Source organism: Streptomyces sp. NPDC007917 (genome assembly GCF_042959105.1).
Lineage (GTDB): Bacteria > Actinomycetota > Actinomycetes > Streptomycetales > Streptomycetaceae > Streptomyces.
Genome location: NZ_JBIBKK010000001.1, coordinates 660,300 through 685,702, shown reverse-complemented (window position 1 = coordinate 685,702; position 25,403 = coordinate 660,300). Strand labels below are relative to the sequence as shown.

17 protein-coding genes and 1 pseudogene are annotated in these 25,403 nt (G+C 73.1%); 12 read left to right on the top strand and 6 right to left on the bottom strand.

Annotated elements, in window-relative coordinates; all coding sequences use genetic code 11:
• Positions 1–33: 33 nt before the first annotated feature.
• The 4 genes and pseudogenes from ACFZDL_RS02895 to ACFZDL_RS02880 form a co-directional block, all read left to right on the top strand.
• Positions 34–2,295: an ABC transporter ATP-binding protein gene (locus tag ACFZDL_RS02895; RefSeq protein WP_353590875.1), complete on the top strand. Its 2,262-nt coding sequence runs from the start codon at positions 34–36 to the stop codon at positions 2,293–2,295.
• A 302-nt stretch (positions 2,296–2,597) separates the two neighbouring features.
• Positions 2,598–3,548 (top strand): FCD domain-containing protein, encoded by a 951-nt coding sequence (locus ACFZDL_RS02890; protein WP_353590876.1) that lies wholly within the window; start codon positions 2,598–2,600, stop codon positions 3,546–3,548.
• Between the two features lie 462 nt (positions 3,549–4,010).
• Positions 4,011–5,573, top strand: a complete 1,563-nt coding sequence (locus tag ACFZDL_RS02885; RefSeq protein ID WP_353590877.1) for an RNA polymerase sigma factor — start codon at positions 4,011–4,013, stop codon at positions 5,571–5,573.
• A 178-nt stretch (positions 5,574–5,751) separates the two neighbouring features.
• Positions 5,752–6,573 (top strand): annotated as a pseudogene (locus tag ACFZDL_RS02880) (S1 family peptidase); the annotation flags it as partial.
• A 294-nt stretch (positions 6,574–6,867) separates the two neighbouring features.
• Here the strand turns inward: ACFZDL_RS02880 and ACFZDL_RS02875 are convergent.
• A complete protein-coding gene (locus tag ACFZDL_RS02875; protein ID WP_353590878.1) occupies positions 6,868–7,098 on the bottom strand; it encodes a hypothetical protein in 231 nt (76 codons plus the stop codon).
• Between the two features lie 442 nt (positions 7,099–7,540).
• Between ACFZDL_RS02875 and ACFZDL_RS02870 the strand changes: the two genes are divergently transcribed.
• The 5 genes from ACFZDL_RS02870 (at position 7,541) to ACFZDL_RS02850 (ending at position 14,061) form a co-directional block, all read left to right on the top strand.
• Entirely contained in the window at positions 7,541–9,673 is a 2,133-nt protein-coding gene (locus ACFZDL_RS02870; RefSeq protein WP_353590879.1) for a DNA topoisomerase IV subunit B, read from the top strand.
• A 138-nt stretch (positions 9,674–9,811) separates the two neighbouring features.
• A complete protein-coding gene (locus tag ACFZDL_RS02865) occupies positions 9,812–10,963 on the top strand; it encodes a histidine kinase (protein WP_353590880.1) in 1,152 nt (383 codons plus the stop codon).
• A 77-nt stretch (positions 10,964–11,040) separates the two neighbouring features.
• Entirely contained in the window at positions 11,041–11,838 is a 798-nt protein-coding gene (locus ACFZDL_RS02860) for a response regulator transcription factor (RefSeq protein WP_353590881.1), read from the top strand.
• A gap of 172 nt (positions 11,839–12,010) precedes the next feature.
• Positions 12,011–12,457: a DUF485 domain-containing protein gene (locus tag ACFZDL_RS02855; protein WP_391190210.1), complete on the top strand. Its 447-nt coding sequence runs from the start codon at positions 12,011–12,013 to the stop codon at positions 12,455–12,457.
• The gene (locus tag ACFZDL_RS02850) at positions 12,454–14,061 is read left to right on the top strand and encodes a cation acetate symporter (protein ID WP_353590883.1); all 1,608 of its coding nucleotides are present in this window, start codon (positions 12,454–12,456) and stop codon (positions 14,059–14,061) included. The genes ACFZDL_RS02855 and ACFZDL_RS02850 overlap by 4 nt, the downstream gene beginning before the upstream one ends.
• Positions 14,062–14,075: 14 nt before the next feature.
• Here ACFZDL_RS02850 and ACFZDL_RS02845 read toward each other — a convergent pair whose 3' ends face one another.
• The 3 genes from ACFZDL_RS02845 to ACFZDL_RS02835 form a co-directional block, all read right to left on the bottom strand.
• The gene (locus tag ACFZDL_RS02845) at positions 14,076–14,795 is read right to left on the bottom strand and encodes a response regulator (RefSeq protein ID WP_353590884.1); all 720 of its coding nucleotides are present in this window, start codon (positions 14,793–14,795) and stop codon (positions 14,076–14,078) included.
• Between the two features lie 13 nt (positions 14,796–14,808).
• The gene (locus ACFZDL_RS02840; protein WP_353590885.1) at positions 14,809–16,479 is read right to left on the bottom strand and encodes a sensor histidine kinase; all 1,671 of its coding nucleotides are present in this window, start codon (positions 16,477–16,479) and stop codon (positions 14,809–14,811) included.
• Between the two features lie 107 nt (positions 16,480–16,586).
• Entirely contained in the window at positions 16,587–17,600 is a 1,014-nt protein-coding gene (locus ACFZDL_RS02835; RefSeq protein WP_353590886.1) for a sucrase ferredoxin, read from the bottom strand.
• Positions 17,601–17,801: 201 nt separating this feature from the next.
• On the opposite strand from ACFZDL_RS02835, the gene ACFZDL_RS02830 reads away from it, so the two are divergent.
• On the top strand, positions 17,802–18,221 hold the full coding sequence (locus ACFZDL_RS02830; RefSeq protein WP_353590887.1) for a tetratricopeptide repeat protein: 420 nt from the start codon (positions 17,802–17,804) through the stop codon (positions 18,219–18,221).
• A 43-nt stretch (positions 18,222–18,264) separates the two neighbouring features.
• On the opposite strand, the gene ACFZDL_RS02825 is transcribed toward ACFZDL_RS02830, so the two are convergent.
• Positions 18,265–20,265, bottom strand: coding sequence for a BTAD domain-containing putative transcriptional regulator (locus ACFZDL_RS02825; protein ID WP_353590888.1), 2,001 nt, complete (start codon positions 20,263–20,265; stop codon positions 18,265–18,267).
• Between the two features lie 118 nt (positions 20,266–20,383).
• Between ACFZDL_RS02825 and ACFZDL_RS02820 the strand changes: the two genes are divergently transcribed.
• A complete protein-coding gene (locus ACFZDL_RS02820) occupies positions 20,384–21,262 on the top strand; it encodes an alpha/beta hydrolase (RefSeq protein WP_353590889.1) in 879 nt (292 codons plus the stop codon).
• A gap of 82 nt (positions 21,263–21,344) precedes the next feature.
• Here ACFZDL_RS02820 and ACFZDL_RS02815 read toward each other — a convergent pair whose 3' ends face one another.
• On the bottom strand, positions 21,345–23,798 hold the full coding sequence (locus tag ACFZDL_RS02815) for a DNA topoisomerase IV subunit A (RefSeq protein ID WP_353590890.1): 2,454 nt from the start codon (positions 23,796–23,798) through the stop codon (positions 21,345–21,347).
• Positions 23,799–24,010: 212 nt separating this feature from the next.
• On the opposite strand from ACFZDL_RS02815, the gene ACFZDL_RS02810 reads away from it, so the two are divergent.
• Entirely contained in the window at positions 24,011–25,396 is a 1,386-nt protein-coding gene (locus ACFZDL_RS02810) for a pitrilysin family protein (protein WP_353590891.1), read from the top strand.
• Positions 25,397–25,403: the final 7 nt, after the last annotated feature.

Sequence of the window (25,403 nt, the reverse complement as noted above, 5' to 3'; positions counted from 1 at the left end):
CCACGAGCGGTTCCACGCCCCGCGGGAGAAGCCATGATCCAGGCCACCGGACTGACCAGCACCCCCCGCCGCAACCATCGGCCTGTCGTCGACGATCTCACCTTCGAGGCTCCACCGGGCCGCGTGACCGCCTTGTTCGGCGCCTCCGGCGCGGGCAAGACCAGCGCGCTGAGGCTTCTGCTCCAGCTCGACCGTGGCCACGGCGCCGCCTTCTTCCGGGGCCGCCCGCTCCACCGCATCCGGCGGCCGGCCCGGGAGATCGGGGTCCTTCTGGACGATGTCCCCGGCCACCCCGGCCGTACCGCGCGCGGCCACCTCAGGATGCTCGGAGCCGCCGTCGGGGTGCCGGCCGCCCGCGCCGACGTGGTGCTGGACGTGGTCGGCCTCACCGAGCTGGCCGATGAGCGCATCGGTGACCTGGCGGCCGGCATGGAGCGCCGCCTCGGCCTGGCCACGGCCCTGCTGGGAGACCCGCACACCCTCGTCCTGGACGCCCCCACACGTGGTCTGTCCGCCCGCGAGACCGTCTGGATGCACGGCCTGCTGCGGCAGTTCGCCGGGCAGGGCGGTGCGGTCCTCGTCACCGACCAGGACCCGGAGACCGTCACCCGCCTCGCCGATCAGGTCCTCACCCTGGACGGCGGCCGACTGATCGCGGACCAGCCGGTCGCCGAGTTCGCGCGCACCCGGCTGCGCCCCCGCGTCGCGGTGCTCTCACCGGTGGCCGGGCGGCTGGCCGCCGTGCTCGAAGAAGAGGCGCGGCCCGCCCAGCCGCCGGCCCCGCGCGAGGGCGAGGTCGAGGTCGGGGTGGCGAGCGGCGTCGACGCCCGGAACGGGGTCGATTCCGGGGCCCACTCCACGGCAGGTGATGCCAAGGGGGCCGAGGCGGCCAGAGCGGAGGCCAACACAGCGGTCAGGACGGCGGCTGGGTCAGGGGCTGGGTCAGGGGCCGCGGACGGAGCGGTGGTGACCGGCTCCCTGGCTGTCGACGGGACGGCGGAGGCCACCGCCGCGTCCGCTGACAGAGTCGCTGACAGGGCCGCTGACGGAGTTGTCGGCGGAGCGGAGGGCGAGGAGGGAGGCGGGATCGGGAGCAAGGCCGGGCCGGACGGCCTGATCGGGCGACCGAGCGCTGCCGTGCCCGGGGATGCCTCGGGGGCCACGGACGCCGGCGTGCCCGCCGGTGCCTCGGGGTCCACGGACGCCGGCGTGCCCGCTGACGGCTCGGGATCCGCGGGTCCTGTGGGGTCTGGCGACGCGTCAGTGTCCGCTGATGTCGCCGTGGCCGCGGGCGGCGGGTCCGCGGGCGGTGGGCGGCTTTCGGTGGTGCGGGAGGACGAGACGCGCATCTCCGTCTATGGGCTGCCCTGCGCCGCCGTCGGTGAGGCCGCGTACCGCCATGGCATCGTCGTGCACCGGCTGGTCGAGGAGACCGCCGACATGGGCCTGGAGGCCACGCGCGGCGAGACCGCCGCCCGCGACCCCCGGGTCACCCCGCCCCGCGTGCTCCCGCGGCTGCCGCTGCCCGGCCCGGCCTGGCCGTTGCGCTACGAGCTGCGCCGCGCGACCGGGGTGCGGACCGGCTGGCTGATCGCCGTCGCGGCCCTCGTGGCCTCGCTCGTCGGTTCCGTACTGCTCGCTCGGGAGGGTGGGGCGGGGGAGCTGCACCGGATCACCGGCTGGCCCGCCGACGTCCCGCTGCCGCCGGTGGCGATCGCCTCCGGGCTCCTGGGCGCGCTGTCCTTCGGGGAGGAGTTCCGCTATCCCGCGCTGGCCCCGGCCCGGGACACGGTGCCACGCCGTCTCAGTCTGCTGGCCGCCAAGTTCCTGGTGTGCGCCGTTGGCGCGCTGCTGCTGTCCTTCGCCGTCCTCGCCCTGGACGGGGCGGCGCTCCTCCTGCTGGTCGGCGGTGACGCGGTGCCGCTGCCGGGCGACTGGCCGATGCTGATCGCGAGCGTGTGCGCCCTCGCGATCGGCTCCGGCTGGGCCGGGCTGATGGCGGCGGCCGTCTTCCGGTCCACCGCCCTCGGCCTGGCCACCCTGCTGGCGGTGCCCGTTCTGGCGGTGCCGGTGGTCCAGCGGCTGATGGCCGATCCGTCGGTGCGCTCGCTCGTCGGGCTGCCGCACCGGCTGCGCGCGGAGGCGCTGGAGCAGCCGCACTCCATGGCGGACCGGGGCCTGGCGCTCGCCCTGCGGCTGGCGTCCCAGCCCGTGGGGCAGGCTCTGCTGCTGTCGCTGGTCGTCCTGCTGTGCGCGTACGCCCTCACCGGTCTGCGCGGCCGCGCGCGGCAGTGACGCCGTGTGTGACGCCGTGCCGCTGTCGCGCCGATGCCGGGCTGGTCACCCGCGAGGAACGCGCGGGTCGGCACCCCGGAGCCGTGTCGGGGCGGCACCTCAAAGCCGCGGCCCTCGGCGCGCCGAGTGGCTCCACCCGGCGTAGCGCCGGCGCGGTGTCCGCGCAGCGCCTGCGCGGCAGTGGACCAGGCCGGGAGGGGTTCCGCAGGTCCTTCGCGTGAAGTGGTCGCAACTCCCCGAAGGGTGCTGTTTTCTGTCCGATTCAGCGTCAATTATGAGGTAATGGGCGATCACCCTTTCGTGTGCTTTTCACCAAAGACCTCAAGGGCTTCCGGGGTGTCGCCGACAAAGGATGCGTGAGTACCCTTGCGCACACCACGATGACCGCGGCTCGCCCCGCCGATTCCGGCCTCGCCGGCCCGGGCGAGCTTGACCGCTATCCCTACGCCGACGCCCCCGGCGGCGACCGCGGCGGCGCCCCCTCCTGGGACGGCGCCGACACCGAGATCGGCCGAGTGGGCCGACGCGCGGCCGGCAGCCGGGGTCGCGGGCTGCACGGCCAACTCGTCCAGCAGCTGGGCCAGATGATCGTCTCCGGCGATCTGGGAGCCGACCGCCCGCTCGTCCCCGAGGAGATCGGCCAGCGCTTCGAGGTCTCCCGCACCGTCGTGCGGGAATCGCTGCGCGTGCTGGAGGCCAAGGGCCTGGTCAGCGCCCGCCCCAATGTGGGCACCCGGGTTCGCCCCGTCAGCGACTGGAACCTCCTGGACCCCGACATCATCGAGTGGCGGGCCTTCGGTCCGCAGCGCGACGACCAGCGCCGTGAGCTGTGCGAGCTGCGCTGGACCATCGAGCCGCTGGCCGCCCGTCTCGCCGCCGGCTCCGGCCGTGACGACGTCCAGCAGCGGCTCGCCGACATGGCGGAGATCATGGGCCATGCGCTGGGACAGGGCGACGCGCTGACGTTCTCGCGCGCCGACGCGGAGTTCCACGCCCTGCTGCTGCAGGTCGCGGGCAACCGCATGCTGGAGCACCTGGCGGGCATCGTCGCCGCCGCGCTGCATGTCTCCGGCGCCCCGGTCACCGGCTGCGACCGGCTGACCGAGGCCGGGGTGGGCCACCACCGCCGGATCGTCGAGGCCATCGGCACCGGCGACGCCGCGGCGGCGGAGGCCGCGATGCGCCAGCTGCTGATCGTGCACCCCGATCTCGACCACGCCGAGGTGGGGGTGCCCGCGCCGCGCGAGCACTGATCCCGCGGGCCGCGGCGTACGGCGCAATCCCGCCGGCCGCGGCGTACGGCGTAGGAGAGCGGCGTCGCCGGAACCCGCGCGGCGGGTTCGGCGACGCGACGCGGCGAGGCGATGCGGCGCTGCCGATCGCGGCGGCGCAACGCCCATCGCCGCGGATGCGGTGGCGTGAGCGCGGTACATGATCAACTAAAGCCGATCTGTCCGGTCGATATGTCCACTGAGTGGGCATTGCGACCGCTATGGAGTGTGACTCGGGACACGAGGAATGGGCGTAACGCTCTTTGGGGCAGCGCGATGATTAAAGAGGTGGCAGCCGCAGAGGGAATACGGGCGCCGTTCGCGGCGCTGTACTCCACCCGCAGCACTCCGCCCGCGCCGTCGGTTCATCCTGCCGGCGGTCGTCGGCTCCAGTCCCCAGCGGACGGGGCCGGAAGCCGTTTCCATCGTTCCGAGAGGTTGTTCGTGTCGGCCAGCACATCCCGTACGCTCCCGCCGGAGATCGCCGAGTCCGAGTCTGTCATGGCGCTCATCGAGCGGGGAAAGGCTGAGGGGCAGATCGCCGGCGATGACGTGCGTCGGGCCTTCGAGGCTGACCAGATTCCGCCAACCCAGTGGAAGAACGTTCTGCGCAGCCTCAACCAGGTCCTCGACGAGGAGGGTGTGACGCTGATGGTCAGTGCCGCAGAGGCGCCCAAGCGCACCCGCAAGAGCGTCGCAGCGAAGAGTCCGGCAAAGCGCACCGCCACCAAGACCGTCACGGCCAAGACGGTCCCCGCGAAGAAGACCCCTGCCGCTGCTCCGGCCGCCCAGGCGGCCGAGGCGGGAGACGGCGTGGCCGGCGAGGCCGCGTCGGCGCCCGCGAAGAAGGCCGCGGCCAAGAAGGCCACAGCCAAGAAGGCGGTGGCCAAGAAGACCGCCGCCAAGAAGACGGTGGCGAAGAAGACCACCGCCAAGAAGGACCCGGACGAGCTCCTCGAGGGTGAGGACGTCATCGAGGACGCTCCCGGCGGCAAGCCCGGAGCCGAAGGCGCCGAGGGCGAGCCCGAGAACCAGGGCTTCGTGCTCTCCGACGAGGACGAGGACGACGCGCCGGCGCAGCAGGTCGCCGCGGCGGGCGCGACCGCCGACCCGGTCAAGGACTACCTGAAGCAGATCGGCAAGGTCCCGCTCCTCAACGCCGAGCAGGAGGTCGAGCTCGCCAAGCGCATCGAGGCCGGCCTGTTCGCCGAGGACAAGCTCGCCAACTCCGACAAGCTCGCGCCCAAGCTCAAGCGCGAGCTGGAGATCATCGCCGAGGACGGCCGCCGGGCCAAGAACCACCTCCTGGAGGCCAACCTCCGGCTGGTGGTCTCCCTGGCCAAGCGCTACACCGGCCGCGGCATGCTCTTCCTGGACCTCATCCAGGAAGGCAACCTGGGTCTGATCCGCGCCGTCGAGAAGTTCGACTACACCAAGGGCTACAAGTTCTCTACGTACGCCACCTGGTGGATCCGTCAGGCGATCACCCGGGCGATGGCCGACCAGGCCCGCACCATCCGTATCCCGGTGCACATGGTCGAGGTCATCAACAAGCTCGCGCGAGTGCAGCGCCAGATGCTCCAGGACCTGGGCCGCGAGCCCACCCCGGAGGAGCTGGCCAAGGAGCTCGACATGACCCCCGAGAAGGTCATCGAGGTCCAGAAGTACGGCCGCGAGCCGATCTCCCTCCACACCCCGCTCGGTGAGGACGGCGACAGCGAGTTCGGTGACCTGATCGAGGACTCCGAGGCGGTCGTTCCGGCCGACGCGGTGAGCTTCACGCTGCTGCAGGAGCAGCTGCACTCCGTCCTCGACACGCTGAGCGAGCGCGAGGCGGGCGTGGTCTCCATGCGCTTCGGCCTGACCGACGGCCAGCCGAAGACGCTCGACGAGATCGGCAAGGTCTACGGGGTGACGCGTGAGCGCATCCGGCAGATCGAGTCGAAGACGATGTCGAAGCTGCGCCACCCGTCCCGGTCCCAGGTCCTGCGCGACTACCTGGACTGACGGACGCCGGATTCACGGACCGGACTCACGGTCCACACAGCGCGAAGGCCGGGCCCTGGCAGGGCCCGGCCTTCGCGCTGTCCGCGTCCACCCCCCGTTCGGTCCCTCCCGGGATGCGGAACGGCGAGGGCTGGGTGACGCTGGGTGTGCGACGCGCTCCGTACGGTCAGGAGGCTGAATGCGAAGGTCGCTGTCCGCCCTGTTTGCTCCGCTCGCGGCCCCGCTGGTCACCGCCCTGGCCATGCTGTTGATCCTGCCTCCCTCGGCGACGGCAGACCGCACGGTGGTCGGCGGCCACCCTGCTCATACGGAATTGGCGCCCTGGGCGGTGGCGCTGGCGAGCCGTGAGCGGTTCGGCGGGGCCCGTTCGGGCCAGTTCTGCGGCGGCGTGGTGGTGGGCCCCACCACGGTGCTCACGGCCGCGCACTGTCTGAGCCGCGAGGTGCTCGGTGTGGACTGGTGGAAGGTCAGGGACCTTCGCGTGATCATCGGCCGGGACGATCTGCGCGGCAGCGGAGGGGTGGAGATGGCTCCGCGTCTGGTCTGGGTCAATCCGGCGTACGAGCCGGTCGGCCGGGCCGGGGACGTCGCCGTGCTCACCCTCGGCCAGCGGCTGCCCAGGGTCTACGGCATCTCCATGGCGGCCGACGGAGATCCGGCCTATCAGCCGGGGGCGCGGGCGGCGGTGTACGGCTGGGGCGACACGCGGGGCAATGGCAGCTACGCCTCGACGCTGCGGGCCACCCGTGTGCGGGTGCTGCCGGACGAGTCGTGCGAGGAGGCCTATCCGGGGAACGCGGAGGGGGAGTACCGCTCGGATTCCATGATGTGCGCCGGGCTGCCGGAGGGGGGCCGGGACGCCTGTCAGGGGGACAGCGGCGGACCGCTGATCGCCCGCGGGAAGCTCGTGGGCCTGGTGTCCTGGGGGAGCGGCTGCGCGGAGGCCGGCCGGCCGGGCGTCTATACGCGGATCTCGTCAGTGCTGCCGCTCGCGACCGCCTCCGAGGTGGACCAGGCGGCGGACCAGGCATCGGCGGACCAAGCGGCAGCGGACCAGGCGTCGCCGGACCTGGCGGCGGAGTCCGGGGCGGACTCGGCCTCGGCGGACCTGGCGACCGCGTCCGAGGCGGCGGACTGGGATCCCGAGACCGACGCGGAGCGAGGGGCTGTCACGGGCGGCCACGGAGAGTGAGGGGCGGGTACGAGGACGGGCGGCCGCCCCTTGATAGGGGCGGCCGCCCGAGGTCCCGGCCCTGGGCCGGTGTCGCTCGTCGTCGTCGGGTGATGCGAGGTGTCAGCGTTCGTCGTCGGACGCGGACGCCGGGACGGCCGTCAGCCGCTCGGTCTCGTCCTGTATCTCCGCGGCGATCTTCTTGAGTTCCGGCTCGAACTTGCGCCCGTGGTGGGCGCAGAAGAGCAGTTCACCGCCGCTTGCCAGGACGACGCGCAGGTATGCCTGGGCGCCGCAGCGGTCGCAGCGGTCAGCGGCCGTCAGGGGGCTCGCGGGGGTCAGAACAGTAGTCACGTCGCCTCTTCTCTAGCTCGACGAGCTGTCGTACCAGGGTCAACATCCAACCAAGCCGAAAACGTTCCCGCTCGTGGCTTTTTCTCAAAAATTGCTTCTGAGTAGACCGGATGGTGACGGTTGGCGGCGAATGAGCCGTATTGCGTTGGTTTACGGTTTCACGTCGCTTGTCGGATTTGTCCTCCCGGCCGGGTTGCCGGTTGTTGGTGAGGACGTGCCCGGAGCCTAAATGGTTCATGCCTGAAAGGGAACGTGATGTTTGTGTCACCCCATCGAGCGATCGAACGTACGAGCGAAAGTCAAGGAGTCTGGACTAGCATGGACGTTCTCATGGGTGGCGGCACAACGGCTCTATCAGGCCTCGGTACGCTCTGACGGGCGACCCTGCCACCAAGTCGGCCCCCAGTGGGGCCAACAAGAAATTCAGCGAGGAGCGAACCGCGTGACCGCCGACACGTCCGTGCCGTCCACTGCGCTGCTGACCGGAGCAGACCGGGGCGGCTCCAACTACACCGCGCGGCACCTGCTCGTCCTGGAGGGGCTCGAAGCGGTACGCAAGCGCCCCGGTATGTACATCGGCTCCACGGACAGCCGCGGCCTCATGCACTGTCTGTGGGAGATCATCGACAACTCCGTCGACGAGGCGCTCGGTGGCTACTGCGACCACATCGAAGTGATCCTGCACGACGACGGCTCGGTGGAGGTGCGGGACAACGGCCGCGGGATCCCGGTCGACGTCGAGCCCAAGACCGGCCTGTCGGGCGTCGAGGTCGTGATGACCAAGCTGCACGCGGGCGGCAAGTTCGGCGGCGGCTCGTACGCGGCCTCCGGCGGTCTGCACGGCGTCGGCGCCTCCGTGGTGAACGCGCTGTCCTCCCGGCTCGACGTGGAGGTGGACCGGGACGGCAAGACCCACTCGATCAGCTTCCGGCGCGGCGTCCCCGGCATCTTCACCGAATCGGGCCCCGAGGCCCCCTTCGATCCGTCGAGCGGCCTCCTCAAGGGCAAGCGGGTCCCCAAGACCCGCACCGGCACCCGCATCCGCTACTGGGCGGACCGGCAGATCTTTCTCAAGGACGCCAAGCTCTCCTTGGAGACGCTGCACGCGCGCGCCCGCCAGACGGCCTTCCTGGTGCCTGGCCTGACGCTGATCGTCCGGGACGAGCGGACCGCCGAGGGCCGGGACGGCGCCGAGGGCCCCTCGGAGGAGACCTTCCGCTTCGACGGCGGCATCAGCGAGTTCTGCGAGTACCTGGCACAGGACAAGGCCGTCTGCGATGTGCTGCGGCTGTCCGGGCAGGGCACCTTCAAGGAGACTGTCCCGGTCCTGGACGAGCGCGGCCATATGACGCCGACCGAGGTCACGCGCGAGCTCGGCGTCGACATCGCGCTGCGCTGGGGCACCGGCTACGACGCCACCATAAAGTCCTTCGTCAACATCATCGCCACCCCTAAGGGCGGCACCCATGTCACCGGCTTCGAGCGCTCGGTGACCAAGACGGTCAACGAGGTGCTGCGCACCGCCAAGCTGCTGCGCGTCGCCGAGGACGACGTCGTCAAGGACGACGCCATGGAGGGGCTCACCGCGGTCGTGACCGTGCGGCTGGCGGAGCCGCAGTTCGAGGGGCAGACCAAGGAGGTGCTGGGCACCTCCGCGGCCTCCCGGATCGTGGCGAACGTGGTGGCCAAGGAGCTCAAGGCGTTTTTGACCTCCACCAAGCGGGACGCCAAGCAGCAGGCCCGCGCCGTGCTGGAGAAGATCGTGGCGGCCGCCCGCACCCGCATCGCGGCCCGTCAGCACAAGGAGGCGCAGCGCCGCAAGACCGCGCTGGAGTCCTCCTCGCTGCCCGCGAAGCTGGCCGACTGCCGCAGCGATGACGTGGACCGCAGCGAGCTGTTCATCGTCGAGGGCGACTCGGCGCTCGGTACGGCCAAGCTCGCGCGGAACTCCGAGTTCCAGGCGCTGCTGCCGATCCGCGGAAAGATCCTCAACGTTCAGAAGGCGTCGGTCTCCGACATGCTGAAGAACGCCGAGTGCGGCTCGATCATCCAGGTCATAGGGGCCGGCTCGGGTCGGACGTTCGACATCGACCAGGCCCGCTACGGCAAGGTGATCTTCCTCGCCGACGCGGATGTGGACGGCGCCCACATCCGTATCCTGCTGCTCACCCTCTTCCAGCGCTATATGCGGCCGATGGTCGAGCAGGGGCGGGTCTTCTCGGCCGTGCCGCCCCTGCACCGGGTGGAGCTGGTCAACCCCAAGCGGGGTCAGGACAAGTACGTCTACACCTACTCCGACCAAGAGCTCCAGGAGACGCTGCTTGACCTCCAGCGCCGGGGTGTGCGCTACAAGGACGGCATTCAGCGCTATAAGGGTCTGGGCGAGATGGACGCCGATCAGCTCGCGGAGACCACGATGGACCCGCGCCACCGCACCCTGCGGCGGATCAACATCAGCGACCTGGAAGCCGCGGAGCAGGTCTTCGACCTGCTCATGGGCAATGAGGTCGCGCCCCGTAAGGAGTTCATCACCAACTCGGCGGCGACCTTGGACCGGTCGCGCATCGACGCCTGACGTACCCCGCCCGGCAGCAGCCAAGTGCCTCTCCACCCCAGGGTGGAGGGGCACTTTCCACCCTGGACCCGCCTCAGGGCCGATCCGCGCGGCAGGGGTCGTTCCGTAGCGTCTGAGCGGCAGACCCAGGGAGGGCCGATGAACCGATGGACCCAGTGGCCCTCGCGGCAGGCGCTCACGCGTCAGGGCGTGCCCCCGGTCCGGCTGGTGATCAACACGGGGATGTGGATCTTCGGGGCGGGCCTGCTGCTGTGGGACGTGCTCCGCGACGACGCCTTCCCGAGGTGGGCGCGGATCGTCCTGCTCGCCGCCGTCGCCGGATGCGGGGCCACGGTGTACGCGTTCCGCCGCGTCACCGTCGACCACCGGCTGGGCCCGGCCCTCGCCCTGCTCGCCCTGCTGCTCGGGGCGGGTGCGGCGCTCCTGGCCGTGGGAGCCGACAACCCGGCGGCCGCGGTGTGGATCGTCGGGGTGATCGTCTCGATGGAGCGGCTGCCGCTGATGGTCGGCCTGCCCGCCGGAATCGTGGCATCCGGTTCGTTCGCGCTCTTCGGCGACCACGGCCTGCTCGCCGGTCTGGCCACTGGCCTCGGCTTTCTGCTCATCGGCTATACGCTGCGGCTGGACGAGGAGGCGCGCGGCACCGGCTACCGGCTGCTGGAGCAGGAGCGGGCGGCGCGCCAAGCCGAGGCGCAGAGCGCGGCGCTCGCCGAGCGGGCCCGGATCGCCCGGGAGATCCACGACGTGCTGGCGCACAGCCTCTCCGCCCAGCTGGTGCACCTGGAGGCGGCCAGGCTGCTGATCGAGCGCGGGGAGGACCGGGCCATGGTGCTGGAGCGGGTGGTCGCGGCTCGCGGGATGGCGCGCCACGGCCTGGCCGAGACCCGCCAGGCGCTGTACGCGCTGCGCGGCGAGATGGCCCCGGTCGAGGACTTCCTGCGGGAGTCCGCCGCGACCGAGGGCGCGCGGTTCGAGACGCGGGGCGCACCGCGCGAGCTGGCCGCCGAGGCGGGGCTCGCGGTCCGGAGGGTCGCGCAGGAGGCGCTGACCAACGTGCGCAAGCACGCGCCGGGCGCCCGGGTGGAGATGCGGTTCGTCTACCGGGCGGAGGAGGTGCTCCTCGAGATACGGGACGACGGGGCCCGCGGGAGCTCGTCCGGCGCCCCGGCGGCGACCGGGGCCGGATACGGTCTGCGGGGAATGCGGGAGCGCGCCGAGCTCCTCGGCGGCACGCTGGAGGCAGGACCCGCCGAAGGGGGCTTCGTGGTGCGCCTGCGGCTCCCGGCGTGACATCGGCGTGAGGGAGACACGGCAAGGCGCGGCGAGAGCCGGAGAGACACAGGGCGATGACAGGGGGGATGCGGCCAATGGGCGAAGGGCGGGGGGCCGCCGGCCCACGGGTGGTGCGCGTACTGGTCGTCGACGACCAGATCATGGTGCGCGAGGGCATCGTGCTGCTGCTGGGGCTGCTGCCCGGTATCGAGGTCGTCGGCTCGGCGGGCGACGGCGAGGAGGCGCTGCGGCTGGTCGCCGAGGTCTCCCCGGACGTGGCGCTGATGGATCTGCGGATGCCCCGATGCGACGGCGTCGAGGCGACCCGGCGCATCCGCGCCGAACACCCCGCGACCCAGGTCGTGGTGGTGACCACCTACGCGGACGACGACTGGCTCTTCCCGGCCCTGGAGGCGGGTGCCCGGGGCTATGTGACCAAGGACGCGGACGCGGAGGAGATCGCCCGCGCCATCGAGGACGTGATGTCGGGGCAGGCGGGGCTGTCGCCGAAGGTGCAGCGCAGGCTGCTGGAGCGACTGGTCGACAACGCGACAACCACCACAGGCGCCGCGGGCGAGGCGGCCGCCGCCGGCGGGACGGCCGCGAAGACGGGGGCCGGGGCCGTGCCGGGCCCGCTGCCCGACGGGCTCACGCCCCGTGAGGCGGAGGTCCTGAGGCTGGTCGCCGAGGGGCTGTCCAACGCGGAGATCGCCCGTCGGCTGTACATCGGCCCGGCGACCGTGAAGACCCACATCAACAACCTCTTCGCCAAGGCGGGGGTGCGCGACCGCGCCCAGGCCGTGCGCTACGCCTACCGGAGGGGGATCGCCCGGCCGCCCGGCCCCGCCACCCCGGCCTCCGGCCCCGGGCCCGGCCCCGGATCCGGCCCGTAATACGATCCCGGCCCCGGACCCGGCCCGTAATACGGTCCCGGTTCCGGGATGTTCGTCACCTGAGTCACCTGATGGGGTGAACGTCCGTTATTGAAGGGTCCGGGGTCTCCTGCTCCGTCCATCCTTGGCACGCGGCCAATGCGGCAGTGGAGCAAGGAGTGTTCGGGTGGACATGCAGGACAACGCGCGCGACGCCGGGGCGGTCGGGCTGGGGTATTCCTGGTACGGCACGGCCGCTTCCGGCTGGGGCGAGGACGAGACCGGCGGCGGACCCCGGCGCGCGCGCCCGCCCGCCGCGGCGGACGTCTACACCGAGGTGCACGGCAGCGCCGCCTTCCAGGAAGTGCGCAGACGCTACCGCCGCTTCGTCTTCCCCGCGGCCGCCCTCTTCCTCCTGTGGTATCTCGCCTACGTCGTCGCGGCGACCACCGCGCCCGGTCTGATGGCCCGCCCCGTCGTCGGCGCGCTCAATGTGGCGATGCTCGCCGGGCTCGCCCAGTTCGCCACCACCTTCCTGCTGACCTGGGCGTACGCTCGCCATGCCCGGCTGCGCCGGGACCGGGACGCGCTGGAGCTCCGCTGGGTGACGCAGGAGATGATGCGGGGGCACGGCCGGTGACGGGAAATCAGCAGGGCCTGGCGCTGCTGCTCTTCGGAGTGTTCGTCGCCGCCACCCTCGCGATCACCACCTGGGCGGGCCGGCGGCGGCACGGCTCCCCGGAGGAGTTCTACGCGGGCGGGCGGCTGTTCTCACCGATGGAGAACGGCTTCGCCATCGCGGGCGACTACATGTCGGCCGCCTCGTTCCTCGGCATCTCCGGCCTGATCGCGCTCTTCGGCTACGACGGCGTGCTGTACTGCGTCGGCTTCTTCGTCGCCTGGCTGGTCGTGCTGCTCCTGGTGGCCGAACTGGTCCGCAACTGCGGCCGGTTCACCCTCGCCGACGTGCTCGCCGCCCGGATGGGCGAGCCTCCGGTCCGGATCGCCGCGGGCGTCTCGTCCGTCACCGTCTGCGTGCTCTACCTCGTCGCCCAGATGGTCGGGGCGGGCAGCCTGATCGCCCTGCTGATCGGTGAGACCGGCCCGCGCGCCCGCGCCTGGACGGTCATCGGCGTGGGCACCCTGATGGTGATCTTCGTGGCGCTCGGCGGCATGCGCGCCACGACCTGGATCCAGATCGTCAAGGCGGTGCTGCTGATGGCCGGGGCGGCCACGCTCACCGCCCTCGTCCTGATCCGGTTCCACGGCGATGTGGACGCGCTGCTCAGCTCGGCGGCGCAGCACAGCGGACACGGCCGGGACTTCCTCGCCCCGGGGCTGAAGTACGGCGGCGGCTGGACCGCGCGGCTGGACTTCATCAGCCTCGGACTCGCCCTCGTCCTCGGCACCGCCGGGCTGCCGCACATCCTCTCGCGCTTCTACACCGTGCCCACCGCCCGGGCCGCCCGCCGCTCGGTCATCTGGTCGATCGGGCTGATCGGCGGCTTCTACCTGATGACCATCGTGCTGGGCTTCGGCGCCGCCGCCGTGCTGGGCACCGACACCGTACGGACCGCCAGCCCGGCCGGGAACACCGCGGTGCCGCTGCTCGCGCTCGACCTCGGCGGGGGCGCCGGATCGACCGGCGGCACGGTGCTGTTCGCCATGGTCGCCGCCGTCGCCTTCGCCACCATCCTCGCCGTGGTCGCCGGGATCACCCTGGCCTCCTCCGCCTCGGTCGCCCACGACCTGTACGCCTCGCTGAGCCGCCGCGCGGTCCGTACGCCGCGCAGCGAGGTCGCGGTCGCGCGGATCGCGGCCGTCGGGATCGGGGCGGCAGCCATCGGCCTCGGGCTGCTCGCCCAAGAGCTCAATGTGGCCTTCCTGGTCGGGCTCGCCTTCGCGGTCGCCGCCTCGGCAAACCTGCCGGTGCTGCTGTACTCGCTCTTCTGGCGGCGGTTCACCACGCGCGGCGCGGTATGGGCGGTCTACGGCGGGCTGCTCCCGGCTGTCGTGCTGGTGGTGCTCTCCCCGGTGGTGTCCGGCGGCCCGGAGGCGATCTTCCCCGGGGTGGACTTCCATGTCTTCCCGCTGGACAACCCGGGCCTCGTCTCCGTGCCCCTCGGCTTCCTGGCCGGCTGGCTCGGCACCGTCACCTCACACCAGGCCGCGGGCGCCACCGGACCCGCCGCCAAGCACGCCGAGATGGAGGTGCGGGCCCTCACGGGGGCGGGCGCGGCTTGACCCTGGGGTGCGCCTCACACCCATACGTAGCGGTGCTCCGGGCGCCCCGTCTCGCCGTACTTCAGGCTGAGCCGGACCCGGCCCGTGCGCTCCAGGAGCTTGAGGTAGCGCTGGGCGGTCTGGCGGCTGAGCGAGGACCGCTCGGCGACCTCCTGTGCCGACAGCGGCCCCTCGGCGCCCCGCAGCACCTCCCGCACCAGGTCGGCCGTGAGCGCGGAGTGCCCCTTGGGCAGCTCCGCCGGGCCTGCCGAGGCGCCGCCCACGGCGCCGAAGATCCGGTCGACCTGGTCCTGGCCGGCCTCGCCGCCGCCCTCCAGGGCGCGCCGCAGCGCCGCGTAGCCCTGCAGCTTGGCGCGCAGCCCGGCGAAGGTGAAGGGCTTGACCAGGTACTGCAGCGCGCCGTGGCGCATCGCCGCCTGCACGGTCGCGATGTCCCGGGCGGCGGTCACCATGATGATGTCGGTGTGGTGCCCGCGCTCGCGCAGCCGCCGCACCAGCGCGAGGCCCGTCTCGTCCGGCAGATAGTGGTCGAGCAGCACCAGATCGACCGTGGCGCGGTCCAGGAAGGCCAGCGCCTCGGCGGCCGTGTGCGCTTGCCCCGCGACGCGGAAGCCGGGCACCTTCTCCACATACGCCGCGTTGACCCGGGCCACGCGTACGTCGTCGTCCACGACCAACACATTGATGGGAGCGCTGGCGCTGCTGGCACCGCCCGCGCTGTTCACGCCCGTCACCTCCGTACCTCCCTCATCGCGGCTCTCCTGCCGCGCTCAGCCGGGGCCCGCTCGGCTCCTCGGCCAGCGCCTCGGGCAGCACCACCGTGAACTCCGCGCCCCCGCCGTCCCGGTCGGCCACCCGCACGCTGCCGCCCTGCCGCTCGGCGAGGCGGCGCACCAGGGCCAGGCCGATACCGCGCTTGCGGTGCGCGGGCGGCTCCTTGGTCGACCAGCCCTCGGCGAAGACGACGTCGCGCCGGTCGGCCGGGATGCCGGGCCCGCTGTCGGAGACCCGCAGCACGACCGTGCTGTCGTCGGCGGACAGCTCCACCTCGACCAGCGGACCGGCCGAGCCGGCCGCCGCGTCCACCGCGTTGTCGATGAGGTTGCCGACGATCGTCACCAGGCCCGGCGGGTCCACCAGCCGGTTCGGCAGCAGCGTCCCTGGGGCGATGCGCAGCGAGACCCCGCGCTCGGCGGCGACCGTGGCCTTGCCGACCAGCAGGGCGGCCAGCAGCGGGTCGTGGACGCGCTCGGTGACCTGCTCGGCGGTGGCCCGGTGCACCCCGACCGCCTCCGTGACGAACTCCACCGCCTCCTCGTACAGCTCGAGCTCCAGCAGTCCGAGGAGGGTGTGCAGGTGGTTGGCGTGCTCGTGGTCCTGGGCGCGCAGCGCGTCGATCAGCCCCCGGGTGCCGTCCAGCTCGCGGCCCAGCCGCTCCAGCTCGGTGCGGTCGCGCAAGGTGGCCACGGCCCCGCCGTCGTCCGTCGGCATCCGGTTGGCGACCAGCACCCGGCCGCCGCTGACGGTCAGCAGATCGGATCCGGTGACCCGCCCGGCGAGCACATCGGTGGTGCGGCCCGGCGGCAGCACCGCGTCCAGCGGCTGCCCGGTGTCCTCGGCGCGCAGGTCCAGGAGCCGCTGCGCCTCGTCGTTGACCAGCCGGATGCGGCCGCGCGCGTCCAGGGCCAGGACCCCCTCGCGGATGCCGTGCAGCATGGCCTCGCGCTCGGCGAGCAGCGCGGAGATATCGGAGAAGGCCAGGTCGTGGGTGCGGCGGCGAAGCCTGAGGGCGACGATGTACGCCGCCAGGGCGCCCACCGCGAGCGCGCCGCCCGCGTAGGCGAGCAGCCCCGGCACCGCGCCGATGAGCCGGTCGCGCACGCTCTCGTACGAGATGCCGACCGAAACGGCGCCGACGATACGGCCGTCCTCGTCGCGCAGCGGGACCTTGCCGCGGGCCGAGCGGCCGAGCGTGCCGTTGTCGATCTCCATGACCTCCCGGCCGGCGAGGGCGTCGCTGGGGTCGGTGGAGACATGCCGGCCGATCTCCTCGGAAGAGGTGTGGGACCAGCGCACGCCCCGCCTGTCCATGATCACGACATATTCGGCGCCGGTCGCCCGGCGGATCCGCTCCGCCTGGTCCTGGACCGGCCCATCGGGGGAGGGGCGGCTGTGCGCGAGCGCGTCGGGGAGCCCCGGGGCGGAGGCAGTGGTCTGCGCGATGGCGAGGGCGCGGCGCATGGCCTGGTCGTCCAGCTGGGAGCTGAGCCGGGCGAGGAAGAGGCCGGTCGCGAGCACGATGACGCCCGTGGCGATGGTCAGCTGCATCAGCAGGACCTGGGAGAAGACACGTCTGGGCCAGCCGATGCGCCACCTGGGGGCCTCGGCACGCGGCCCCCGGGGTATCGCGGCGCTCATGGCAAGGAGGGTAACCAAGCGCGGGTCCGCGGCACGGCGCCAGGACCCCTCTTCGCGTCTGGACCGGCGCCGCTCTCGCGGGGGTGACTGCTCGCCGCGGGGGTTCCTCAATTGATGGCTGCGCCGACGCCCACTGATGGTTGCCCCACGGCCGCCGCGGCGGCGACGGTCGGGACGGGGCGCCCGGCGCGCACCGCCCGCATGCTGATGACGTCCATGCGGGCCGGGGAGCCCAGAACCGACCCGCAGCTCTCCGGCCGCGGTGGCGCGGCGGCGACCTGGACGACGCCGATCCGCCACCGGCGTCCGTCGCAGTGCCCGACGGTGACGGTCCAGGCGGGGGCGGCGCCCTCGGTCCGCAGCACGGACAGCGCGTCGGCCCCCGTTTCGCCGGTCAGCTCGCGGACCGCCAGCTCGGCGGCCTGGCCGGGGCGCTCCCAGGTGGACCGGCCGCGGCAGCCCTCGGTGACGACCCTGCCCTCCCGCAGCGCGTCCAGGACGTCCCGCACGGACTGCGCGGTGGCCCGCCCGTAGGCGTACCCGTACGGCAGGACCATGAGCGTCGGCGAGAAGCGGTGGCCGCCGATGTGGGTGATCTCCCAGGTGCCGTGCGCCCCGGAGACGGTCAGCTCGGCGGCCAGCGGGCGGCCGAGGAGAGCGCAGCAGCGGTCGCGCTTGCCGTTGGTGCACACGAGCACCAAGGGGTCGCCGGTGTAGTTCTCCCACCCCTGGCCGGGCCCCGCGGCGGCGGGGCGCAGACCGCCCGGGTCGCCCGCGCCCAGCGCGGCGAAGTCGAGGGCGAGCAGCCGCTCGGGCTCGGAGAGCGCGGTCGTACGGATCCAGGAGCGGCCCGGGCGGGTGTGCGCGACGAAGACGCGCTGCCGTGGGTGGGTGTGGCAGTCGGCGTGCCGGCCGGGGCGCCGGATCAGCGCGACGCGGACGCCGGTGTCCTTGGTGGCGCGCTCCAGCGCGCGGCCGACGGCCGGGGCCAGATGGCTGCCGGTCAGGGCGTCGGCACCCCAGGGGCCGGGCTGTTCGAGCAGCAGCCAGGTGGTGGCGGCGGTCGCCGTCCCGGCGAGCGGCTCGGACAGATCGCGGGAAGCGGTCGCGCACGTGCTCACGAAGGTAAGCCTAACCTCTCTTGTGACCTTGGTCCTCCGAAGGCGCGCTTTCGGGGCGAGAGGCCCGTCCGCCCGGGTGCCGCCGGGCGCGGACGGGCGCCGTCGGGTTCCGCGGGGGCGGACGGGACGGGAAAATGGCGGTCGCGGGCATGAGGGGGCTCGCACGGGGGTGTGTCCAGGGGCGGGAGGGGGCTGTCACGTATGGGGCTGCGTGCGCGTAAGGGCTGGTGCGCCTGGTGGCGCGGACGCCGGGGGAGGCGCGGGCCCGCGCGCCTTGGCCCGGTGCTGGAGGCGATGGTCACCGCGGCGTACGAGCAGCGGCGGCCGATCCCCGAGGCGCTGGCCCGCGAGGCGGCCGAGGCCGGGGATCCGCGCGGGATGACGGTCCACGGCATCGGGCTCGTCCACCGCGGGGCGTACGCCGAGGCCGAGCGCTGGCTCGGCCGGGCCATCGAGGCGGGGGACACCCTGGCGATGGTGGTGCTCGGCACCCTGTGCATGGATCTGGGCAGGCTGGACGAGGCGGAGCGGCATCTGCGCCGGGCGGCGGACAGCGGCCACTCCGGCGCCCGGGTGGCCCTGCGGCAACTGCGCGCGCGGCGCAACGGCTCGGGGCCCTAAAGGGTGTTGCAGATGCCCTGTTCACGGCCTTCTGCAACACCTTTCAGCCGCGCCGGCCGGTGGTGCGCAGCGCCGTGGCGAGTTCGCCCAGGTACGTCGAGACCGGCCCCAGAGTGAGCAGCCCGCTGCCCGCCCCGGCCAGCTCCGCCGCCGCGGGGGTGAGTTCGTGGTGGGCGCGCTCCATCGTCTCCCGGTCGCCGACCGCGACGGCCGCCCGGGCGGTCAGGCACCACAGGGCCTCGAACAGCAGGTCGCGGGGTGGGTCCGGGGTCTCGCGCAGCGCCGCCGCGGCCTCGTCGCGGCGATTCTGGGCCAGCAGGACCAAGGGGCGGGCCCAGGGCTCGTACGGCCCCCAGTCGACGTGCTCACCGGCCGGGGCGGGCAGCGCGTGCCGGATGCGCAGGCACAGCAGCGCGAGCGGCAGCAGGCCGTGCTCGAGACCGGGCATGCCGGCCCCCTCCAGCCGCGCGGCGGCGTCCCGGTAGGCCGCCTCCGCCGCCCCCTGTTCCGCCCCCTGTCCCGCCGCCGGGCCGGTCTCGGCGAGCCGTAGCGCGGCGTACCACTGCGTGAACACGCCGACCAGGGGCAGCTCGTGGCGCTCGGCCAGGCGGTCGGCGGCGCTCGCGTGGCGGTCGGCTCCGGCGAAGTCCGCCAGGGCGGCGCGGGCCTGGAGCCGTATGAGGTGGCCGAGGACTTCGAAGGTGGTCAGGGCGTGCCGGGCGGACAGGGCGATCAGCTCGGCGCCGAGCGCGTCCCGGCGCGGCGCCAGGCCGGCGCGGTGGAAGGTCTGCATGAACGTGGCGTTGAGGGCGAACGCCAGCAGCGCGGGATCGTCCAGGCGGCGGGCGATCTCCTCCGCCTGCCTGGCGGCCTGCGGCCCGCGCGCCGCCCGGGTGCCCCGTGACTCCAGGGCGATCGTCGCCAGCAGCCGGGCCCGGGCCGCCTCGTGCCCGCCGGATGGCAGGGCGGACAGCGTGCGCTCGGCCGCCGCGACGACCCGCGCGGCCTGCTCCGGGTCGTCGAGCCGCGTCCAGACGGCCGGGACGTCGTACGCACCGATCACGCGGGCGGTCAGTTCCGCGTCGCCCAGCTCCTCGGCCGCCGCGACGGCCGCCACGCGGTGGCGGCGGGCCGTCTCCAGGCCGCTGCCGCCGGTCACCGCGAGACTGCGCAGCAGACCCACCGTCGACTCCAGGCGTGCCCGGGCGCCGGAGGGCACGGTGCGGTCATAGGCGGCCGCCGTACGCGCCCACACGCGGTCGGCCGCCCCGGCGGGCCCCGGGCCGGGGTCGAGGTGGGCTGCGTGGCCGAGGATGTCCGCCTCCAGGGCGCGCAGCCGCGGGCCGGGATCCACGCCCAGCTGCTCGGACAGGAGCGTACGCGCCCGGCGCAGGACCGCCAGCGCGTCGCCCTGGCGGCCGGAGCGGTACAGCGCCAGGGCCAGCAGCCGCCAGGCGTCCTCGCGCCAGGGGTGCTCGGCCACATGGGAGTCCAGGTCCACCGCCGCCTCGGCGGCCAGGCCCAGCGTGAGCCGGGCCTCGGCCCGCCGTTCGACGGCGTGCAGCCGCAGCTCCGCGAGGCGCGAGCGGTCCGCGCGGGCCCACGGCTCGTCGGTGAACTCCGCGTAGGCGGGTCCGCGCCACCACTCCAGCGCCTGATCCAGCCGTGCGAGCGCGTCCTTGGGCGGCAGCGCCGCGGCGGCGGTCACCGCACGTTCGAAGCTCCAGGCGTCCACCGCGCCCGGGTCGGCGCGCAGCGCGTACCCCGGGCCCTCGGTGACCAGCAGGCGGGCCGGGGCGCGGGGCGGGCGCTCCGGTTCCAGGGCGCGCCGCAGCGCGGCCACGAAGGTGCGCAGCGCGCCCACCGCGTCGGCGGGCGGCTCCGTCCACAGGTCCTCGACCAGGCGGCGGACCGGGACCACACGGCGGCGGGCGACGATCAGCCGGGCCAGCACGGCGCGGTGGCGTGGCCCCTTCAGGGTGATCGCGTCCCCGGCCCCGTCCCAGGCCGCCACCGGACCCAGCACGCCGAACAGGAACCGCACGCCAGACCACCCTTTCCGAGGCAGCGCCCCCGGTCACGGTAACGCGCGCATCCGATGCTCATTCGCGCCCGGCACGCTGACGACGCCCGAACGTCTTCACCTGGAAAGGGGCGGAACCATGCCGCCTGTCATCGCCGGCTTCGCTCACCACCGTGTCCCCGTCGCCGACGGCGTGTCCCTCCACGCGGCCGTCGGCGGCTCGGGCACCCCGGTCGTGCTGCTGCACGGCTTTCCGCAGACCCACCTGATGTGGCGGCACGTCGCCGCCGACCTCGCGGCCGACCACACCGTGATCTGCCCCGATCTGCGCGGCTACGGCGCCAGCGACAAACCCGCCGACCCCGACGGCACCGCCTACGCCAAGCGCACCATGGCCGCCGACATCGTGGCCCTGGCCCGCGCCCTGGGGCATGAGCGGTTCGCGCTGGCCGGGCACGACCGCGGCGCCTTGGTCGCCTTCCGCGCCGCCCTCGACCACCCGGCGGCCATCACCCACCTGGCCTGCCTCGATGTGCTGCCGACCCTGGACATGTGGGAGGCGCTGCACGGCACCACCGCCGCCGTGGGCTTCCACCTCTATCTGATGGCCCAGCCCCCCGGACTGCCCGAGCGGCTGATCGGCGCCGCCCCGGACCTCTTCTTCGGCCACTTCCTCGACCTGTGGACCGGCGACCCGCGGGCCGTCCCGGCCGATGTCCGCGCCGCGTACCTGGACGCCTGCCGTGAGGCGGTGCCCTCGATCGTCGCCGACTACCGGGCCTCCGCCGGCATCGACACCGACCACGACCGGGCCGACCGCGCCGCCGGCCGCCGGCTGGGGATGCCGGTCACCGTGCTCCAGCAGGACTGGGGCGCCGCCCTCGGCTACGACGCCGCCGCGCTGTGGCGCGCCTGGGCGCCCGACCTGCGGCACACCACCGTCACCTGCGGCCACTTCATGGCCGAGGAGGCCCCCGCCGACATCGCCAAGGCCCTGCGGGACCTGCTCACCCGCTGACCGGCGCGCACGAAGCGGGCCCGGGCCGTACGCACGAGACGACGGCCCGGCCGCTTCGGCCCACGCGCCGGGGCCGGGCCCGCTACACCGGCCCGGCCACCACGGCCACCGGCTTGGCGAGCGCGATCCCCGAGCCGTCGCGGCGCGGGTCGGTCTCCGGCAGCGGTGCCGGGGTGCCGGTCGCGGTGGCCGCGAGGGCCGGGGTCGCGCCCGCCCAGGCCATGACCAGGCAGTCCTCGCCCTTCAGGAACCTCTGGCAGCGCACGCCGCCGGTGGCCCGGCCCTTGCGCGGGTACTGGTCGAACGGAGTGAGCTTGGCCGACTGCTGCACCGAGTCGTCGAGCGTGCCGTGCGAGCCGGCGACCGTGAACACCACCGCGTCGACCGCCGGATCGACGGCCGTGAACGAGATCACCTTCGCTCCCGAGCCCAGCTTGATGCCGGCCATACCGCCCGCCGGGCGGCCCTGCGGCCGCACCTGGCTCGCCGGATAGCGCAGCAGCTGCGCGTCGTCGGTGATGAAGACCAGGTCCTCCTCGCCGGTGCGCAGCTCCACCGCGCCGACGATACGGTCGCCCTCCTTGAGGCCGATGACCTCCAACTCGTCCTTGTTGGCGGGATAGTCGGGGACCACGCGCTTGACGACGCCCTGCTCCGTGCCGATCGCGAGACCCGGTGAGGACTCGTCGAGTGTGGTGAGGCACACCAGCTCCTCGCCCTCCTCCAGCGACAGGAACTCCGCGATCGGAGCCCCGCCCGCCAGGTTCGGCGCGCCGGCCGTCTCGGGCAGTATCGGCAGATCGACCACCGCGAGCCGCAGCAGCCGCCCGGTCGAGGTCACCGCCCCCAGGTCCCCGCGGGCCGTGGCCGGGACCGCGGAGACGATCACGTCGTGCTTGACGCGCTTGGCCTGGCCCTCGCCCGGGAACGGCTCACCGTTGGCCGTGCGGGCCAGCAGGCCGGTCGAGGACAGCAGCACCCGGCACGGGTCGTCGGCGACCTCCAGCGGCACCGCGGTCACCGGGGCGTCCGCCGACTCCTGCAGCACCGTACGCCGCGGCGTGCCGAACTTCTTGGCCACCTGGGCCAGTTCCGCCGAGACCAGCTTGCGCAGCTCGGCGTCCGACTCCAGGATCCGGGTCAGCTCCTCGATCTCCGCCTTGAGGCGGTCGCGCTCCGACTCCAGCTCGATCCGGTCGAACTTGGTCAGCCGGCGCAGCGGGGTGTCCAGAATGTACTGCGTCTGGACCTCGGAGAGCTGGAAGCGGGCGATCAGGGACTCCTTCGCCTGCGCCGCGTTCTCGCTGGAGCGGATGAGGCGGATGACCTCGTCGATGTCCAGCAGGGCGACCAGCAGGCCCTCGACCAGGTGCAGCCGGTCCCGCCGCTTGCCGCGCCGGAACTCGCTGCGCCGCCGCACCACATCGAAGCGGTGGTCGAGATAGACCTCCAGCAGCTCCTTGAGCCCCAGCGTCAGCGGCTGGCCGTCGACCAGCGCCACATTGTTGATGCCGAAGGACTCCTCCATCGGCGTCAGCTTGTACAGCTGCTCCAGTACGGCCTCGGGGTTGAAGCCGTTCTTGACCTCGATGACCAGGCGCAGGCCGTGCTCGCGGTCCGTGAGGTCCTTGACGTCCGCGATGCCCTGCAGCTTCTTCGCGCCGACCAGGTCCTTGATCTTCGAGATGACCTTCTCGGGGCCGACCGTGAAGGGCAGTTCGGTGACGACCAGGCCCTTGCGGCGCGCCGTCACGGTCTCCACGGAGACCGTGGCGCGGATCTTGAAGGTGCCGCGCCCCTTCTCGTACGCGTCCCGGACGCCGCCCAGGCCCACGATCCGGCCGCCGGTCGGCAGGTCGGGGCCCGGCACGAACCGCATCAGGGTGTCCAGGTCAGCGGCCGGGTGCTTGATCAGATGGCGGGCTGCGGCGATCACCTCGCCCAGGTTGTGCGGGGCCATGTTGGTCGCCATGCCGACCGCGATCCCGGAGGAACCGTTGACCAGCAGGTTGGGATAGGCGGCCGGCAGCGCCAGCGGCTCCTGCTCGCTGCCGTCGTAGTTCGGCGCGAAGTCGACCGTGTCCTCGTCGATCGACTCGGTCATCAGCGAGGTCGCCGAGGCCATCCGGCACTCGGTGTAGCGCATCGCCGCGGGCGGGTCGTCATTGCCCAGGGAGCCGAAGTTGCCGTGGCCGTCGACCAGCGGCACCCGCATCGAGAAGGGCTGGGCCATGCGCACCAGCGCGTCGTAGATCGACGCGTCGCCATGGGGGTGCAGCTTGCCCATGACCTCGCCGACGACCCGGGCGCACTTGACGAAGCCGCGCTCGGGCCGCAGGCCCATCTCGTTCATCTGGTAGAGGATGCGCCGGTGCACCGGCTTGAGCCCGTCCCGGGCGTCTGGCAGCGCGCGCGAGTAGATGACCGAGTACGCGTACTCGAGGAAGGAGCCCTGCATCTCGTCGACGACGTCGATGTCGAGGATGCGCTCCTCGAAGTCGTCCGGCGGAGGGGTTTTCGTGCTGCGGCGGGCCATCGCGCTTGCGGCTCCTTCAACTGCCGAGGCGGGATCTGACGCCGACCATTGTGGACCGGGCCACCGACAAGTGTGGAACGGGCCACTGACAACGGCCGTCCGTGAGATTCCCCGGCGGGAACTTCGCCAGATGTCCGTGCGCTTGCATACAGTGACAGGACCGCACTTCAAGCGGCTCGCACGCGCTTCATCCCGCGATCGAAGGGACGTACATGCCCATGGGTCACACGGCCACGGAACAAGCCGGCTCCGGCGGCCTGACAGCGACCGAGCACCGGCTGGCCAACGGCCTGCGGGTGGTGCTCTCCGAGGACCACCTGACCCCGGTCGCGGCGGTCTGCCTGTGGTACGACGTCGGCTCGCGCCACGAAGTCAAGGGGCGTACGGGCCTGGCTCACCTTTTCGAGCACCTGATGTTCCAGGGCTCGGCGCAGGTGAAGGGGAACGGCCACTTCGAACTGGTGCAGGGCGCCGGCGGCTCGCTGAACGGGACGACCAGCTTCGAGCGGACCAACTACTTCGAGACGATGCCCGCCCACCAGGTGGAGCTGGCGCTGTGGCTCGAGGCGGACCGCATGGGGTCGTTGCTGACCGCGCTGGACGAGGAGAGCCTGGAGAACCAGCGCGACGTCGTCAAGAACGAGCGCCGCCAGCGCTACGACAACGTGCCCTACGGCACGGCCTTCGAGCGCCTGGTCGCCATGGCCTACCCCGAGGGCCACCCGTACCACCACACCCCGATCGGCTCGATGGCCGACCTGGACGCGGCCTCCTTGGAGGACGCCCGCGAGTTCTTCCGCACGTACTACGCGCCGAACAACGCCGTGCTGGCGGTCGTGGGCGACATCGACCCCGAGCAGACGCTGCTTTGGATCGAGAAGTACTTCGGCACCATCCCCTCCCACGACGGCAAGCGCCCGCCCCGCGACGGCACGCTGCCGGAGGTGATCGGCGGACAGCTGCGCGAGGTCGTCGAGGAGGAGGTCCCGGCCCGCGCCCTGATGGCCGCCTACCGGCTGCCGCACGACGGCACCCGCGAGGCCGACGCCGCCGACCTGGCGCTGACCGTCCTGGGCGGCGGGGAGTCCTCCCGCCTCCACAACCGCCTGGTGCGCCGGGACCGTACGGCGGTGGCCGCGGGCTTCGGCCTGCTGCGGCTGTCGGGCGCCCCCTCGCTCGGCTGGCTGGACGTGAAGACCTCCGGCGGCGTGGAGGTCCCCGACATCGAGGCCGCCGTCGACGAGGAGCTGGCCCGGTTCGCCGAGGAGGGGCCGACCCCCGAGGAGATGGAGCGCGCCCAGGCCCAGCTGGAGCGCGAGTGGCTGGACCGGCTGGCGACCGTCGGCGGCCGAGCCGACGAGCTGTGCCGTTACGCGGTGCTGTTCGGCGACCCGCAGCTGGCGCTGACCGCCGTCGAGCGCGTCCTGCAGGTGACGGCCGAGGAGGTGCGGGCCGTGGCCCAGGCCAGGCTGCGCCCCGACAACCGCGCGGTGCTGGTGTACGAACCGCTCCAGGGTGCCGAGCAGGCCGACGCCGACGCCACGGACAACGGCGCAGCAGCCGACGACAACGACGCAGAAGGGGAGTCGGCCCAGTGAGCGACGC

Coding starts and splice junctions, on each gene's coding strand:
- ACFZDL_RS02830 (WP_353590887.1), top strand. CDS start 17,802: ATGGGGCTGCGTGCGCGTAAGGGCTGGTGCGCCTGGTGGCGCGGACGC.
- ACFZDL_RS02810 (WP_353590891.1), top strand. CDS start 24,011: ATGCCCATGGGTCACACGGCCACGGAACAAGCCGGCTCCGGCGGCCTG.
- ACFZDL_RS02840 (WP_353590885.1), bottom strand. CDS start 16,479: ATGAGCGCCGCGATACCCCGGGGGCCGCGTGCCGAGGCCCCCAGGTGG.
- ACFZDL_RS02895 (WP_353590875.1), top strand. CDS start 34: ATGATCCAGGCCACCGGACTGACCAGCACCCCCCGCCGCAACCATCGG.
- ACFZDL_RS02865 (WP_353590880.1), top strand. CDS start 9,812: ATGAACCGATGGACCCAGTGGCCCTCGCGGCAGGCGCTCACGCGTCAG.
- ACFZDL_RS02855 (WP_391190210.1), top strand. CDS start 12,011: ATGCAGGACAACGCGCGCGACGCCGGGGCGGTCGGGCTGGGGTATTCC.
- ACFZDL_RS02820 (WP_353590889.1), top strand. CDS start 20,384: ATGCCGCCTGTCATCGCCGGCTTCGCTCACCACCGTGTCCCCGTCGCC.
- ACFZDL_RS02815 (WP_353590890.1), bottom strand. CDS start 23,798: ATGGCCCGCCGCAGCACGAAAACCCCTCCGCCGGACGACTTCGAGGAG.
- ACFZDL_RS02860 (WP_353590881.1), top strand. CDS start 11,041: ATGGGCGAAGGGCGGGGGGCCGCCGGCCCACGGGTGGTGCGCGTACTG.